Source organism: Gilvimarinus japonicus (assembly GCF_042847215.1).
Lineage (GTDB): Bacteria > Pseudomonadota > Gammaproteobacteria > Pseudomonadales > Cellvibrionaceae > Gilvimarinus > Gilvimarinus japonicus.
This window is the reverse complement of sequence record NZ_AP031500.1, coordinates 855,343-870,119: the sequence shown is the minus strand read 5'-3', so window position 1 is coordinate 870,119 and position 14,777 is coordinate 855,343. Positions and strand designations below refer to the sequence as shown.

The window sequence follows — 14,777 nt, the reverse complement described above, 5'->3', positions numbered from 1 at the left end:
CATGCGGGCAGCCATCACAGCAACGTCCCTCCGTGCTGAGCCAAGGCTGGCGTCGACTCCAGCTTCCTGACACTGACCCGCGCGCCTTCGTTCTCGGGGGGCTCTTGCAAAAGCCGCAAAGCGCCACCGGTAATACTAGAAAAAATTGGCGCCGCCACTTGGCCGCCGTGGTATTTATCATCACGCGGCTCATCAATCATAACGGCCACCACTATGGCCGGATCTTGCGCGGGCGCAACGCCCACAAACGAGCCCACATAACGGTTCTCGGAGTAACCGCCCGCATCCGCCTTGTGGGCAGTACCGGTTTTACCGGCGACGCTGTAGGAGTCGACATTGGCGCGCGTGCCTGTGCCACCGGTGGCGACGACTTTGCGCAGCATTTTCATCACTTTGTGGGTGTATTGCTTATCCACAATTTGCTCACCCGGAATCTCTTCTCCCTCTTTGCGCAATAAAGACACAGGATGTTTAATGCCGCCGGTCGCCAGCACACTGTAAGCTTGCGCCAGCTGAACCATGGTTAGATTTAGACCGTAGCCAAATGCGTAAGTCGCTTGCTGGATTGGCTTCCACTTATTGTAAGAGGGCAGCACACCGACGGCCTCACCGGGAAACCCCGTGCCAGTCCCTTGCCCCAAACCTAAACGGTAATACATATTGCGAATAATGTTCGGCTCAAGCTTAAGAGCCAGCTTGGTCATACCCACCTGGCTGGACTTGGAAATAACATGGGTTAAATCCAGCTTGCCGTAATCCACCGGATCATAAAGCGCCTTACGTCCCACTTGCACATAGCCGGGGGTGGTATCAATCACGGTGTAAGGCTCGAAGCGCCCCGTCTCAAGTGCCGCCACCATGGCCAGAGGCTTCATGGTAGAGCCGGGCTCAAAGACATCGGTCAGCGCGCGGTTGCGCAAGCTAGCCGTTTTAATACTCGCCCGGTCGTTGGGGTTGTAGGAGGGCTGATTGACCATCGCCAACACTTCACCGGTGCGCACATCCAGCACCACCACCGAGCCCGCTTTGGCACCAAACTCTTGCACCGCTTTTTTCAGCTCGCGATGAGCAAGGTGCTGCAAGCGCAAATCAATACTCAACGCCAAAGGGCGGCCGCTGCGCGCCGCTTTCGTTAAACCTAGGTCTTTAACCGTGCGGCCGCGCAAATCCTTGATCACTTGCTTGGCGCCACTCTCGCCGGTCAGCCATGCATCGTAGGCCAACTCCATGCCCTCTTGGCCGCGATCATCCACATCGGTAATACCCACTAACTGCGCTGCCACTTCGCCGGCGGGGTAATAGCGACGATACTCGCGCTGGGAGTAAACGCCATCGACACCCAAAGCCAAAATGCCCTGCGCCTCTTGCGGCGGCAAGTGGCGCTCTAAATACATAAACTCTTTATTAGAAAAGCGCGACAAGCGCGACTCTAACTCGGCCTGACTCCAGCCCAGCTTTTGCGACAGCGCTGCCCACTGCTGCGGCTTTTGCAACAACACTTGCGGGTTGGCCCAAATAGATTCTACCGGCGTACTCACCGCTAAGGGCTCACCATTGCGATCAGTGATAACACCGCGATAAGCACTGATTGGCTCAGTGCGCAAAGTACGAGCGTTGCCCTGGCCCTGCAAAAACTCAAAGCCACGATCGGCATCGGGCAGCACTTGCAGTGACGCTATTCGCCCAAGCAGCGCAACAGCGAGCACTAGCAAAGCCAGTAACACACTGTAAAAACGCCAGGACTTTAGCGTGAGTGGCCGCACTTAACGCTCCTTCTCGATTAAAATTATTTGGCTGGCATCTGGCACCTTCATGCCCAACCGCTCAGCCGCTTGTTTTTCTACCCGGGTATACGACGCCCAAGTACTCTGCTCTAACAAATACTGGCCCCACTGGACCTCTAAATCGGCCGATTCGCGCCGCAGCGTTTCAAGCTCATTGGTATCGCGGCGCACTTGCTGCGTCACCGCCACCACCGCCAGAGCCGACACTATGTTGGTGAGCCACAAGCCCACCACCACTAACCAGCGCCAGTTGCTCGCCCCGTTTGACGACCCGCGATTCACAGCAACTACGCAAGTTTTTCGGCGACGCGCATCACAGCACTGCGTGCGCGTACATTGCGACCCAACTCATCGCCCCCGGCTTTAACGGCCTTAGAGCGACTGCGTAAACGTCGGTTTAACTGCGACTCCATCAAGGGCACACCGCGCGGCACCGGATCGCCTTTTTCATGACGACGAATAAAACGCTTCACTAAGCGATCTTCCAGCGAGTGAAAACTGATCACCACCAAGCGCCCGCCAACCGCCAGCATCTCCAACGCCTGATCCAGCACACTCTCAAGGTCGCCCAGTTCATTATTGATATGAATGCGAATCCCCTGAAACGCTCGGGTAGCCGGATGCTTACCTTTTTCCCAGGCCGGGTTGGCCTCTTTTAATATGTGTGCCAGACGCCCGGTGCGGGTAATGGGCGACTGCTCACGCTCGCGCACCACCGCATTGGCCATGCGCTTGGCAAAGCGCTCTTCGCCATACTCTTTCATTACCCGGGCCAGCTCAGACTCAGCGGCGGTATTAACCCACTCGGCCGCGCTCATGCCACGAGTTTGATCCATCCGCATATCGAGCGGGCCATCATTTAAAAAACTAAAGCCGCGCTCGGGCTCGTCCAGCTGCGGGGACGACACCCCAAGGTCCAGCAAAATGCCATCTACCTTACCCGCCTTCTCGCGCTCGCCTACTAAACGGCTCAGCTCAGCAAAGCTGGTGTGTTCAATAGCAAAGCGCGCGTCACTGCCAAAGCGGTGACGCGCCACATCAATTGCACTGGTATCTTTATCGATCGCCAGCAACTGGCCATCGGCATCCAAACGCTCGAGAATTCGGTCGCTGTGCCCACCGCGCCCAAATGTACCGTCGACGTAAAAGCCGGACGCATTTTCCACCAACGCGTCCACCGCCTCATCGAGAAGCACGGTTATATGTGGCTGCTCACCCATGTTGACTCCTATAACACCAGTGACTGCAGTTCTTCGGGCATGTCGTCGTCGCCGGGCTCTTCCATCTGGGCAAACCAGCTGCTTTCACTCCACAACTCCAGCTTGTCACCAAGCCCTGCAAGCATTAGTTTTTTGTCCAGATCAGCGTAAGAACGCAGCGTTGGCGGCACCAATATTCGTCCGTTGGCATCCATTTCGAGGGAACAGGCATAACCGATCAGCAGACGCTGAACCCGGCGCGACGCCTTATTCATGGTGGGCAAGCTTTGAATCTTAGGTAGAATTTCCTGCCACTTGGGCTCGGGAAACACCAACAAGCAGCGGTCTTCAGTATGAGCCGTCACCACCAAACGTCCGGCACACGACTCCACCAACCCCTCACGTACCCGGGTCGGTATCGCCATACGCCCTTTGGCGTCCATATTGATGGCATGACTACCTGTAAACACTTTTCACCACTTATTAGGAGTTTGATTCCACAAAAAACCACTATTACCCACTTTTTTCCACATTGCACACTATAAATCCGGCAGGAACAAAGTCAAGCAAGCACGCGGGAAAATGCAGGTAAAATTCACAAAAGCGGGGGAAAAGTTCGTTAACTGGTAGACATCTAGCGAAGAGGAATGCAGCAAAACACAAACAATAACTTTATATTACAAAGAGATACAAACAACTCTTAAGAAGTTACTTTAAGTGTGGGACTGTTTAGAATTAAAAGAGGGGTAACTATAGACGATTGCGACATATAGAAGCGCAACTCAAAAGAAGTAGTTCGGAGCCGGCCTGTAAGCCGGGTTCTGTCTGGGACAGTCATTCATCTGGGATGCGTGTCACCACACACCTCATGCAACCTACCCGAATCCAGTGCGGGCCACACCAATGGATTCCTATTTGGTCTTGCTCCGAGCGGGGTTTACCATGCCACGAACTGTTACCAGACGCGCGGTGCGCTCTTACCGCACCCTTTCACCCTTACCGGCAACCGAGGTTGCTTAGGCGGTCTACTCTCTGCTGCACTTTCCGTAAGCTCGCACTTCCCAGGCGTTACCTGGCGCTCTGCCCTATGGAGCCCGGACTTTCCTCCACCCGCTAAAAGCGAGCAGCGACTGCCGAGCCGACTCCGAGCGAACACCTTAGCGTAGCGCCCCAAAAAGTCAAGCAAAGTTAAGCGGGTCCACACCCACAGAGCTATAAGGGCCGTTACTGCCGCTGCGCAAGCGCCCACTGATACAACTCGTTCTTCTTGGCGCCGGTTAACTTTGCCCCCAGCGCGGCCGCCTGCTTTACTGGCAACTCCTCCAACAGCAAATGCATTACCCGCTCGGTTTCAGCGCTCATCCCCACTTTGCGCTCGGGTGCGCCATGCACCAACAACACGATCTCGCCGCGCTCTTGGTTGCTATCGGCGCTGATCCACTGCACCATTTGCGCCGCGGGGGCCGTATGGATAGTCTCAAAGGTTTTCGTGATTTCGCGGGCGATCACCAGCTCACGTTCGGCGCCAAACGCCGTCGCCATGTCTTTGACACAGGCCAGCACCCGATGGGGTGCCTCGTAAAAAATAAGCGTGCGCGGCTCATCAGCGAGTGCCTCTAGCGCCGCTAGCCGAGCGCCGGCTTTGGCCGGCAAAAAACCCTCAAAAGTAAAACGATTAGAAGGCAAGCCCGCGGCACTTAAGGCGGCAACAAACGCACAGGCACCCGGGATCGGCACTACCCGGATACCGCTTTGGCGCGCAGCGCGCACAAGCCGGTAGCCTGGGTCGGACACCAGCGGCGTACCGGCATCACTGATCAACGCCACCTCCTCGCCCGCCTGCAATTGCGCTAAAATCTGCTCGGTGCGTTTATCATCACTGTGATCATGGTAGGCAACACAGCGGCCCGTTATGGCAAAATGCTCCAGTAATCGAGCGCTGTGGCGAGTATCCTCGCACGCTATTAACGCAACGGACTGGAGCACCTGCACCGCGCGCGGTACCATATCACCCAAGTTTCCTATGGGCGTAGCGACAACATAAAGTGTACCGAGCGACTGCGACATGATTGCACCTGAGTTACAAAAGGCGCAGTTTAACACCGCCGGCACTGCATCGCTGCCCTCCTCAACAAGAGTCGAACCATGCGCAACAACCTAGCACGAGTTTTGTCTGTTTTAAGCCTGGGCCTACTGTTAACGGCCTGCGCACCACAATCTACGCGTACAGGCAGTACTGACGAGGGCAATGCCAGCAGCCAGGCACTCGAGCGGCAAGTTAATAAGCTGGTAGACAAAGCTCGCCAAGGCAGCCCCAGCGAACGTACCGATTATTTGCTACAAGCGGCCGAGCTGCTGCAACAGCAAGGACAAACCGATTGGGCTTACTCACTGCTGCAACCACTATCAGCGCAATCCATGAGCGATGCGGTCTACCTCAACTACCTACAAAGCTACAGTGCTATCGCCTACGCCAGCGACCACTTCTTTGAGGCTCGCGACGCACTCAGCAGCCCCCGACTCAAGCAACTTTGGAGCACACTGCGGCCCGAGCAGCAACGCACGCTGCTAGAGCGGCGCGCCCAAACCAGCTCGTTGCTGGGCGATTATCAATCCAGCCTCGCCACTCGCGTGGAGCTGGGTTACCTCCTAGGCCGCGATGAGCTCTACCTTAACAACGAGGCCATTTGGCAAGACCTAATGAGCTTAACAACACCCGAACTGGACGAGCTGGCCACCAGTGCCGACAACGCCACCCTAAGTAGCTGGGCAACGCTGGCGCAGGTAACGCGTGATAGCGCCGCCAACCTTAATCGCCAGCTTGAGCGGGTCGACCTATGGCGCATGCAGCACCCCAGCCATCCAGCCAACTTAGAGCTACCCAGCGATTTACAGCTGCTGGGTCAGCTGATTGCCCAGCAGCCGCAAACCATTGCCCTGCTGTTACCCCAGCGCGGTCGCCTGGCCGGCGCTGCCAACGCAGTAAGAGATGGCTTTTTAGCGGCCTACTTTGCCGAGCGCAGCGCTGAGCAAAACCCTACTATTCGGCAGTACGACACCGACACTGGCGATATCAATCAGCTATACGACCAAGCGGTTAGCGAAGGCGCCGAATTAATTATCGGGCCACTGGCAAAAGACAATGTCGACGCGCTGGCCCAAAGATCAAGCCTTAGCGTGCCAGTACTCGCTTTAAATTATCGCGAGCAAAACTCCGATAAAAGCGCAAACACGACCAACCTTAATATTGCCGATTTAAAAGTGCCGCCGCTGCAAGCCAAGCTGCCAGGCGTAATACCCATAAACACGAGCAACCCGACACTCACAGGCAATCAACCGACAGCCAACAACTCACTGTTTGCGCCAGCGCTCTATCAATTTGGTTTGGCCGCCGAAGACGAAGCCCGACAAATCGCCCGCCATGCACACCTGCAAGGCCATCGTCGGGCCATGATTATCGCCCCCGATATCGATTGGGCCGAGCGCAGTGTCGAGGCGTTTATTCAGCAGTGGCAACAACTGGATGGCGAAGTCGTCGCGCTAAGCCGCTATATTGGCGCCGGCGATTACTCGGACGTTCTTAAGCGCTCGCTATTGGTGGACGATAGCGAACAGCGCCACAGCCAGTTGCGCAAAATTATTTACACCAACAGCCACTTTGAACCGCGCCGGCGCAAAGATATCGAGATGATTTTTTTAATCGCCAACCCACCTCAGGCGCGACAAATTAAACCGACTCTGGCGTTTCACTACGCCGGCGATATACCTGTATTTGCCACCAGCCAGATTTACAACGGCACCGACAGCCCCAAGGCCGACCGCGATTTAAACGGTATACGCTTTAACACGCTGCCGTGGCTATTTGCCGACAACGTCGAAACCCAATCGATAGACGCCAACACCGATGCGCCGCCTGCCTATGAGCGGCTGCACGCCATGGGCGCCGACGCCTATCATCTTTACCCGCGTTTACCGCAGTTAAAACATTTACCACAAACCCGGGTGCTGGGCGCGACGGGCATGCTAAGCATGCTGCAAGATGGCCGCATTGTGCGCGAGCAAATTTGGGCCGAGTTTGACGACGGCATTGCCAAACCAATCACCAGCAGCGCCATCCAGCGCGCCGGCAACGCTCCGTGATCAGCCGAGTGCTGCGCACACTAAAACCGCAGCCCAATCGCGGCCAACAGGCCGAGCGGCAGGCGCGCGACTTTTTACAGCGCGCCGGCTTAACCTTTGTGGCCGCCAACGTCACTGGTGGTGGCGGCGAAATTGACCTTATTATGCGCGACCAAACCACCGTGGTTTTTGTCGAGGTTCGGCTGCGAGGCAATCAACACTTTGCCAGTGCCAGTGAAAGCGTTAACAGCGCCAAGCAGCGCAAACTTATCCAAGCCGCCCAACACTACCTGCAGCGCGAAAAACTCACCGACAAAGTCCCCTGTCGATTTGATGTGGTAGCATTGCAATCACTGGACTCGGCGCAGCCGCCCGAGTGGATCAAAAATGCCTTTGGCGCCGCTTAAATGTCTGACGATAAAGAGAACATTATGGATCAGCGGGTTATTACCCTCTTTCACGAAAGTATCGAAGCCAAAATGCAGGCGGGCGAGCAGCTCGCCCCTCTCATTGCCCACAGCAGCGAATTGATTGTCGAAACACTGCTCAATGAAGGTAAAATCATCACCTGCGGTAACGGTGTCAGTGGCGCACTCGCGCAAACGTTTACCGCCAGCCTGATTAACCGTTTTGAGCACGAGCGCCCCAGCTTACCGGCCATTAATATCGGCGCCGACGTTATTACCCAATCGGCCATCGCCCACGACTACACCTACAACGAGATCTACGCCAAACAAATTCGTGCAATCGGCCAACCGGGCGATGTGCTGGTATTGCTCAGCGCCTCCGGCAGTGCCAGCAATTTACTGCAAGCAATCAGCGCCGCCCACGACCGCGACATCACCGTTATTGCGCTTACCGGACGCGACAGTGACGACGTTATTGCACTGTTGGACAATCGCGATGTCGAACTCCCGACACCCGATGCAAGTTTTGCCCGCATCCACGAAGTGCATCTGCTCACACTGTTTTGCCTGTGCGACTTAATTGAAGAACAACTGTTTGGGAGCCACGAATAATGCCTCACATGTTTGCCCGCTGGTTACTGCTTGGCACCTTTATCGCCGCCTTTAGCGGCTGCACCAGTATCATTAGTGCCACCACCGACGAACCCATCCAAATCGACCCCGGCAAACGCTCGTTAGGGGTAAAAATCGACGACAACCAAATCGAGACCATCGCTTCGGTGAATATCGACAAAGCCAGCAAGGCGCTGGACAACGCCCCCGTCAGCGTTCACAGCTTTAACGCCGTGGTTCTGCTGATCGGCCAAGTGCCCACCAACGAGGCTCGCGAGCTGGCCGGCAATACTGTGCGCAAAATGCCCAACGTGCGCCAAGTGCACAACGAGCTGCAAGTGCAAGCGCCCATTTCTTTACTCGCCGGTGCCAACGATAGCTGGCTAAGCACTAAAATTCGCTCTAAGCTACTCACCAATCGCGACATCGAAAGCGGCCGGGTACAAATCGTTACCGAGAACAATACGGTTTACTTAATGGGACTGGTGACTCGCGCCGAGGCCGAAACCATCACCGACGTGGCGCGCCACACTGGTGGTGTCCAAAAAGTTGTACGGGTATTTGAATACATCGACTAATTGTTTAAAGGGATTGCCATATGAGCATAAGCACAATTGTTGTACTCGTTATTCTCGCCGCACTGGTGCTCTACATTATCAGTGTTTACAACCAACTCGTCGCACTTAAAAACCGCTTTGAAAACGCCTTTGCCCAAATCGAGGTACAACTTAAGCGACGCTACGACCTGATCCCCAACTTGGTCGAAACCGCCAAAGCCTACATCACCCACGAGCGCGAAACGCTGGAGGCGGTAACTCAGGCACGCAACCAAGCCATGTCGGGTTTACAAGCCGCCTCTGCGGCTCCGGGCGACGCGGCGGCCATGGGCCAATTAGCCGGCGCTGAAGGTGCACTCAGCAGCGCACTTGGGCGTTTAAATGTGGTTATGGAAGCCTACCCCGACCTAAAAGCCTCGACCAATATGCAACAGGTATCCGAAGAGCTAACCAGCACCGAAAACCGTATTGCCTTTGCTCGCCAGGCTTTTAATGACTCAGTGATGAACTACAACACTTACAAGCAAGGCTTTCCGCCCGTGGTATTGGCCGGCATGTTCGGTCACGCGCAAGACGCCAGCTTGTTGGAGTTTGACGACAGCGAGGCAATCGCCGAAGCCCCCAAAGTTTCGTTTTAATCGCCTCCCATACAAGCCTAGCGCCAATGAATTTCTTCGAGCAACAAGACATTGCCAGACGCAACACCAAGCGTCTGGTGATGCTGCTGATACTTGCCATAATCTCCCTTATCGCGGTAACCACCGCACTGTTTGCCGGCATCATGTTTTACCTGCAAACCGGCAACAGTGCCCACCATCTGGAAACCGCCGGCATGGGGTTTTGGTCCAGCCTCGCAACGCTGCTCGACTGGCAAACCGTTAGCGGTATATCCATGCTAGTCATAACGGTTGTGCTCATCGGTGGGCTGTATAAATACCAGCAACTACGGCGCGGTGGACGCGTTGTCGCAGAGTCTTTAGGTGGCCGCCTTATTAATATTGATACTCGCGACTTAAACGAGCGCAAGCTGCTTAATGTCGTCGAAGAAATGGCAATTGCCTCTGGCGCGCCGGTACCGCCCGTGTACTTACTAGAGGAGCCCGCGATTAATGCCTTTGCCGCCGGTCACACGCCGCAAGACGCGGTCATCGGGGTAACGCGAGGCTGTATCGAGCAGCTTAACCGCGACGAACTGCAAGGTGTTATTGCCCACGAATTTAGCCATATTTTTCACGGCGACATGCGGCTTAACATGCGCTTAGTCGCGCTGTTAAATGGCATTTTACTGCTCGGATTGATCGGGCACTTTATGGTGCGCGGCGGTATGTATAGCAGCGTCGGACGATCTAATCGCGACAACAAGGGCAGCGGCATTGCCATCGCCGGTATTGGTTTAATTATTATCGGTTACGCCGGGACTTTTTTTGGCAATATTATTAAGGCCGCCGTTAGCCGCCAGCGTGAGTTTCTGGCCGACGCCTCGGCGGTGCAGTTTACCCGCGACAATAACGGCATTGCCGGTGCGTTAAAAAAAATCGGCGGGCTTGATGCCGGCAGTAAACTCGATGCCTCCCACAGCGCCGAGTTTAGTCACATGTACTTCGGCCAAGGCGTAAGCACCGCGTTTAACAGCTTAATGGCCACTCACCCGCCCCTAGCAGAGCGCATTAAACGCCTGCAACCCAACTGGGATGGCGAGTACGACTCGGCCGCCAAGCCTGATCAGCCAACCCCAGCGTCAGCCCAAGACAACGCAAACCATAACCGCGAGCGCTTTTTTCAGGCCAGCGTGCTCGCCGCGGCTGTGGAGCAGATCGGCCACACCAATAGCGACGCCCTCGCGCAGGCCCGGGGCCAGCTAGAAGACATTGGCGACGCGCTGCGCGATGAGGCACATTCACCCAGCGGTGCTTGCGCGATTATCATCGGGTTATTACTCGACCCCACAAGCAGCGAGATGCGCAACCAGCAGTGGCAACTACTGACAAACCACTACACCAAAGCGACCTTAAAGCAGTGGCGCAACACGGTAAAGCACGCCGCCCAAGTCGATGAACTTGACCGCCTAGCGCTGCTCGAGCTGTGTCTTCCCGCACTAAAAGCACTCAGCGAATCACAAGCGCGCACATTACAAAACGCAATGGACGCATTAATCGCAGCGGACAACAGAACTGACCTGCACGAGTGGAGCTTGCGACGCATCGTCACCCACCACTTAAGCGAGCCAAATTTTCACAGCCAACACAAACAGCTGCGACACATGCGCGATAGCTGCCAGTTTGTGTTGTCGTATCTCGCTCACGCCGGTACCGACAACACCACCGATGCTGCCCGGGCCTTTGCCCAGGCGCGCGAGTTACTGCGCATGAGCGAACTGCCGCTGCTGGAAAGAGCTGCTTTAAACATCAATGCCTTAGATAAAGCCTTGCACGAGCTAAACCGCACCCGGCCACTGCAAAAGCCGCAATTACTCAAAGCAATGATGCAAACTATTGAATCGGACGGCAAAATTACCGCCGCCGAGGCAGAACTCTTTCGCGCCATCGCCGACAGCTTAAACTGCCCGGTACCGCCGCTAGCGCGACAATAACCCACTCTAATGGCGCGCGACACTTAACAGAGCGCAGCGGTGTTGTATAATAATGCCCCGCGCGCTAAATGCGCCCCGCAACCAACTATTGAGGTGACCCCTTGCAACTGGATCAAGCCACTGTCGAACAACTGCGTGAATGGGAAGCTGAACTGGCCGGACAATACCAAACCATTGTCGCCAAACAGCTCAACCTTGATGTGACTCGCGGCAAGCCCTCTGCCGAACAGCTTTCACTGTCGGACACCTTAGACGGGTTCCTGGAAGGTAACTACCAAACTGACAACGGCACCGACACCCGCAACTACGGCGGCATTGATGGCATCGCGGAAGCCAAGCGTCTGGGCTCTGATTTAATGGGTGTACCTGCCAGCCATATTTTAGTAGGCGGCAATGCCAGCCTGACCTTGATGTACCAAACCGTGCTAACGGCTTATCAGTTTGGTTTAACGGGCCCCGAGAGCGCCTGGAAAAACATCGACAAGCCTAAAGTAATCTGCCCGGTGCCGGGTTACGACCGCCACTTTACCGTGTGCGAGCAGCTTGGCATCGAGATGATTACCGCCCCTATGACCGCCACCGGCCCAGACATGGATGCGGTAGAGGCATTAATTAAAGCCGATAGCAGTATTCGCGGCATGTGGTGCGTACCCAAGTACTCCAACCCGACTGGCGTGGTGTACTCGGACGAAACCGTCGATCGCATCGCCCAACTGGGCAATATTGCGCACGCCGACTTCCGGGTATTCTGGGACAACGCCTACGCCGTACACGATTTAAACAGCGACGCTCCGCAGCTGGCTTCCGTCTTTGATGCCTGCGCCAAACACGGCACAGACAACACAGTTATCCAGTTTGCATCCACCTCTAAAATCACCCATGCCGGTGCTGGCGTCGCCTTTATGGCCGCCAGTGATGCCAACTTGGCAGGCATTAAAAAGTTTTTAGGGGCGGCCACTATTGGTCCCGACAAGGTCAATCAGCTGCGTCACGCGCACTTTTTGCCCAACCGCGACGTCCTAATGAGCCACATGCAAAAGCACGCCGAGCTGCTACAACCACGTTTTGATGCGGTTCTCACAGCACTCGACAGCGCTTTTACCGGCACAGGTTTAGGCAGTTGGGAAACACCCCAGGGCGGCTACTTTGTATCGTTTGATACTCGCCCCGGCTGCGCCAAAGAGACCGTTCGCCTAGCGGCAGAAGCCGGCGTGAAACTGACCCCAGCGGGCGCCACCTTCCCGTATGGACAAGACCCTAACGACTGCAATATCCGTATTGCACCGTCGGTCCCATCGGTGGATGAAGTAGTGGGTGCGATGGAGGTGTTTGTTACCTGCGTTAAGCTCGCCTCAGTGCGCCAGGCACTTAGCAAACAATAAAAACTCAAGCGCATACCACGCGCCCAACTTGGGCCGTGGTAATGCCAGCCTCACGCCACGTTTAACCCCCAAAAGCACTAAACTCCCGCCTTAACACATCACGCTAGGCAGCGCTCGCCGTCTCTGTTTCAAAACCCCCGACAGCTAAGCGGTGGGGCAATACCCGAGCCGAACTCTGATCGGACGCAAAATCACAGCTTAGCGCTGAATACTGCCAACGGTTGCGCCTCGGCTTAAGGCTAAACCTAGCAAACAGCAACCGCACAAGAGCCGTTTAGGCCCATTCATCAACAGGCAGGCATAAAAAAACCACCCGAAGGTGGTTTTTTAAGTATCGAGACTCGCCCGATAACTTAGTTGTCTTCAACCGGCACCAGCACCACCGCAGGGGCTTTGGCTGCCTTGGCCGCATCGGCCACCGCAACATACACACCAGCATCGGCTTTATGATTAGCCTGAATGATCACCGAGGCTTTCGGTAGCTCAGCGCGCATCTGGGTAATGTTAGAGCGCACCGATGACTCATCAATCCGGCGGCGACCATTTTCACCAAACACCCAAATCTGGTTATCCGCCGTAATCTGCACCAAAATGTTAGGGTCAGCATTTGGCGGTGGCGGCTCATCGTTCTCTTCAGGAACATTCACATCAAGACCGACTTCTTTCACAAATGATGCGGTCACAATGAAGAAGATCAGCATGATGAATACGACGTCGAGCATCGGCGTCAGATCAATTTCGTTACTTTCTTCAGAGTTACGGCTCTTTTTTCTACGACTCACCGTACACACTCCCCGTTATTATGCTAGTGGATGGCAGATATTCAGGCGACCAATAGTACCAGCTTGTATTGAGCCTGACTAACCATTTACCGCAAATTTGTACGCAAATATTCGTAAACTGAGATCTTTGGGTGATTTTTAACCACCTCAGGTCAGGCGACGCACCATAAACGGGCGAGGCGTCACCTCTACGGCGGCTTAAGGGCTCCCCCCAAACAGCCCCAACTGACCGACCTCCGTAGGCAGCTTTGCCTCAGCGTCGGTCAAGCGAACCCCCACCCCCAACAAGCGCACCAAGCCTTCATTGCGGCTCGCGGCCTCATGTATTAGCTCGGCAAAATTGTTATAACCAAACTCGCCCCCGGCACGCTCTAACGTGGTGCTAGAGAAATCGGCAAACTTCACCTTCACAAACGCTTTACCGACACCATAACGACTCGTTAACTTATCAATACGCGCTTGCAACCGTGCCATTAATTCCTCGAGGTAAAGGCCGCAGGCCTCACTTGCCGGCAAATCACGCGCAAACGTCTGCTCCACACTGACGGACTTTCTCTGTCGTTCGCTACGCACCAAGCGCGTATCCACTCCGCGGCTGCAATGATACAAACGCGAACCAAACTGCCCGAAACGATCACATAAATCCTGCTCACTAAAAGCCAGCAGATCACCACAGCTTTTCACTTGTAGCTGCACCAAACGTTCAGCGGTTACCCGACCAACACCAGGTATGCAACTAACGGGGAGCTGCGCGACAAACTCCGACAACTGATCAGGCCGTACTTCAAACAAACCATCGGGTTTGCGCCAATCACTGGCAACCTTGGCCAAAAACTTATTAGGAGCAACGCCAGCCGAAACCGTAATGCCCACCTCTTGAACCACCTGTTTGCGAATAGCAGCCGCAATCTGTCTTGCACTACCTCCCTCAGTCACCAGTTCCGACACATCTAAAAAAGCCTCATCTAGCGACAGCGGCTCAACCAAGTCCGTAAAGCGATGAAATATCGCCATTATTTTTTGTGAAGCCTCTCGGTAGTGCACCATTCGGTGCGGCAAAATCGTAAGACCTGGGCACAACCGTAGTGCATAAGCAGAGGCCATCGCCGAACGCACCCCAAATTGTCGCGCCGCATAATTGCACGTAGAGATAACACCGCGCCGGTCTGGATGACCGCCAACGGCGATGGCTCGTCCAACTAACTCGGGGTTATCTCGCATTTCAATCGCAGCAAAAAAACAATCGGCGTCGCAGTGAATAATTGTGCGGCTCATACACACCCTCAAAAACTGTATATACACACAGTATAAATTAACTGTTCGTGTAAACACTAGCGCATCGCGG

General features: G+C 55.1%; 14 protein-coding genes and 1 other RNA gene. 7 read left to right on the top strand and 8 right to left on the bottom strand.

Going from position 1 to position 14,777, the window contains the following annotated elements; all coding sequences use genetic code 11:
• Window positions 1–14: 14 nt before the first annotated feature.
• The 6 genes from ACGHAD_RS03675 to rsmI all read right to left on the bottom strand — a co-directional run bounded on the left by ACGHAD_RS03675 (window position 15) and on the right by rsmI (window position 5,050).
• Entirely contained in the window at window positions 15–1,763 is a 1,749-nt protein-coding gene (locus tag ACGHAD_RS03675; RefSeq protein WP_382413807.1) for a peptidoglycan D,D-transpeptidase FtsI family protein, read from the bottom strand.
• Window positions 1,764–2,066, bottom strand: coding sequence for a cell division protein FtsL (gene ftsL, locus ACGHAD_RS03670; RefSeq protein WP_382413809.1), 303 nt, complete (start codon window positions 2,064–2,066; stop codon window positions 1,764–1,766).
• Between the two features lie 5 nt (window positions 2,067–2,071).
• Window positions 2,072–3,004, bottom strand: a complete 933-nt coding sequence (rsmH, locus tag ACGHAD_RS03665) for a 16S rRNA (cytosine(1402)-N(4))-methyltransferase RsmH (RefSeq protein ID WP_339616406.1) — start codon at window positions 3,002–3,004, stop codon at window positions 2,072–2,074.
• Between the two features lie 8 nt (window positions 3,005–3,012).
• Window positions 3,013–3,453 carry a division/cell wall cluster transcriptional repressor MraZ gene (gene mraZ, locus ACGHAD_RS03660; protein ID WP_041522469.1) on the bottom strand — a complete coding sequence of 147 codons (441 nt, stop codon included), beginning with the start codon at window positions 3,451–3,453 and terminating at the stop codon, window positions 3,013–3,015.
• Window positions 3,454–3,777: 324 nt separating this feature from the next.
• Window positions 3,778–4,129: RNase P RNA component class A (rnpB, locus tag ACGHAD_RS03655), an RNA gene on the bottom strand.
• Window positions 4,130–4,207: 78 nt separating this feature from the next.
• Window positions 4,208–5,050, bottom strand: a complete 843-nt coding sequence (rsmI, locus tag ACGHAD_RS03650) for a 16S rRNA (cytidine(1402)-2'-O)-methyltransferase (protein WP_382413814.1) — start codon at window positions 5,048–5,050, stop codon at window positions 4,208–4,210.
• A gap of 78 nt (window positions 5,051–5,128) precedes the next feature.
• Between rsmI and ACGHAD_RS03645 the strand changes: the two genes are divergently transcribed.
• From ACGHAD_RS03645 to ACGHAD_RS03615, 7 genes are all read left to right on the top strand, one after another.
• The gene (locus ACGHAD_RS03645; RefSeq protein ID WP_339616404.1) at window positions 5,129–7,123 is read left to right on the top strand and encodes a penicillin-binding protein activator; all 1,995 of its coding nucleotides are present in this window, start codon (window positions 5,129–5,131) and stop codon (window positions 7,121–7,123) included.
• Window positions 7,120–7,509: a YraN family protein gene (locus ACGHAD_RS03640; protein ID WP_339616403.1), complete on the top strand. Its 390-nt coding sequence runs from the start codon at window positions 7,120–7,122 to the stop codon at window positions 7,507–7,509. Before ACGHAD_RS03645 ends, ACGHAD_RS03640 begins: the two co-directional genes overlap by 4 nt.
• 24 nt (window positions 7,510–7,533) lie before the next feature.
• Window positions 7,534–8,121, top strand: coding sequence for an SIS domain-containing protein (locus tag ACGHAD_RS03635; RefSeq protein ID WP_339616580.1), 588 nt, complete (start codon window positions 7,534–7,536; stop codon window positions 8,119–8,121).
• The gene (locus tag ACGHAD_RS03630; RefSeq protein ID WP_339616402.1) at window positions 8,121–8,699 is read left to right on the top strand and encodes a BON domain-containing protein; all 579 of its coding nucleotides are present in this window, start codon (window positions 8,121–8,123) and stop codon (window positions 8,697–8,699) included. Before ACGHAD_RS03635 ends, ACGHAD_RS03630 begins: the two co-directional genes overlap by 1 nt.
• Before the next feature lie 20 nt (window positions 8,700–8,719).
• A complete protein-coding gene (locus tag ACGHAD_RS03625; protein WP_339616401.1) occupies window positions 8,720–9,316 on the top strand; it encodes a LemA family protein in 597 nt (198 codons plus the stop codon).
• 26 nt (window positions 9,317–9,342) lie between these two features.
• A complete protein-coding gene (locus ACGHAD_RS03620) occupies window positions 9,343–11,268 on the top strand; it encodes a M48 family metallopeptidase (protein ID WP_382413822.1) in 1,926 nt (641 codons plus the stop codon).
• Between the two features lie 101 nt (window positions 11,269–11,369).
• The gene (locus ACGHAD_RS03615) at window positions 11,370–12,650 is read left to right on the top strand and encodes an aminotransferase class I/II-fold pyridoxal phosphate-dependent enzyme (protein ID WP_382413824.1); all 1,281 of its coding nucleotides are present in this window, start codon (window positions 11,370–11,372) and stop codon (window positions 12,648–12,650) included.
• Between the two features lie 353 nt (window positions 12,651–13,003).
• Here the strand turns inward: ACGHAD_RS03615 and ACGHAD_RS03610 are convergent, their stop codons facing one another.
• Window positions 13,004–13,432 carry a biopolymer transporter ExbD gene (locus tag ACGHAD_RS03610; protein WP_339616398.1) on the bottom strand — a complete coding sequence of 143 codons (429 nt, stop codon included), beginning with the start codon at window positions 13,430–13,432 and terminating at the stop codon, window positions 13,004–13,006.
• A 198-nt stretch (window positions 13,433–13,630) separates the two neighbouring features.
• Window positions 13,631–14,707 carry a DNA polymerase IV gene (dinB, locus tag ACGHAD_RS03605; RefSeq protein WP_382413826.1) on the bottom strand — a complete coding sequence of 359 codons (1,077 nt, stop codon included), beginning with the start codon at window positions 14,705–14,707 and terminating at the stop codon, window positions 13,631–13,633.
• Window positions 14,708–14,777 lie beyond the last annotated feature (70 nt).

What these genes read in the sequence shown, in the direction of transcription:
- ACGHAD_RS03625 (WP_339616401.1), top strand. Translation starts at nt 8,720, where the DNA reads ATGAGCATAAGCACAATTGTTGTACTCGTTATTCTCGCCGCACTGGTG.
- ACGHAD_RS03620 (WP_382413822.1), top strand. Translation starts at nt 9,343, where the DNA reads ATGAATTTCTTCGAGCAACAAGACATTGCCAGACGCAACACCAAGCGT.
- ACGHAD_RS03630 (WP_339616402.1), top strand. Translation starts at nt 8,121, where the DNA reads ATGCCTCACATGTTTGCCCGCTGGTTACTGCTTGGCACCTTTATCGCC.
- rsmH (WP_339616406.1), bottom strand. Translation starts at nt 3,004, where the DNA reads ATGGGTGAGCAGCCACATATAACCGTGCTTCTCGATGAGGCGGTGGAC.
- ACGHAD_RS03645 (WP_339616404.1), top strand. Translation starts at nt 5,129, where the DNA reads ATGCGCAACAACCTAGCACGAGTTTTGTCTGTTTTAAGCCTGGGCCTA.
- ACGHAD_RS03635 (WP_339616580.1), top strand. Translation starts at nt 7,534, where the DNA reads ATGGATCAGCGGGTTATTACCCTCTTTCACGAAAGTATCGAAGCCAAA.
- dinB (WP_382413826.1), bottom strand. Translation starts at nt 14,707, where the DNA reads ATGAGCCGCACAATTATTCACTGCGACGCCGATTGTTTTTTTGCTGCG.
- rsmI (WP_382413814.1), bottom strand. Translation starts at nt 5,050, where the DNA reads ATGTCGCAGTCGCTCGGTACACTTTATGTTGTCGCTACGCCCATAGGA.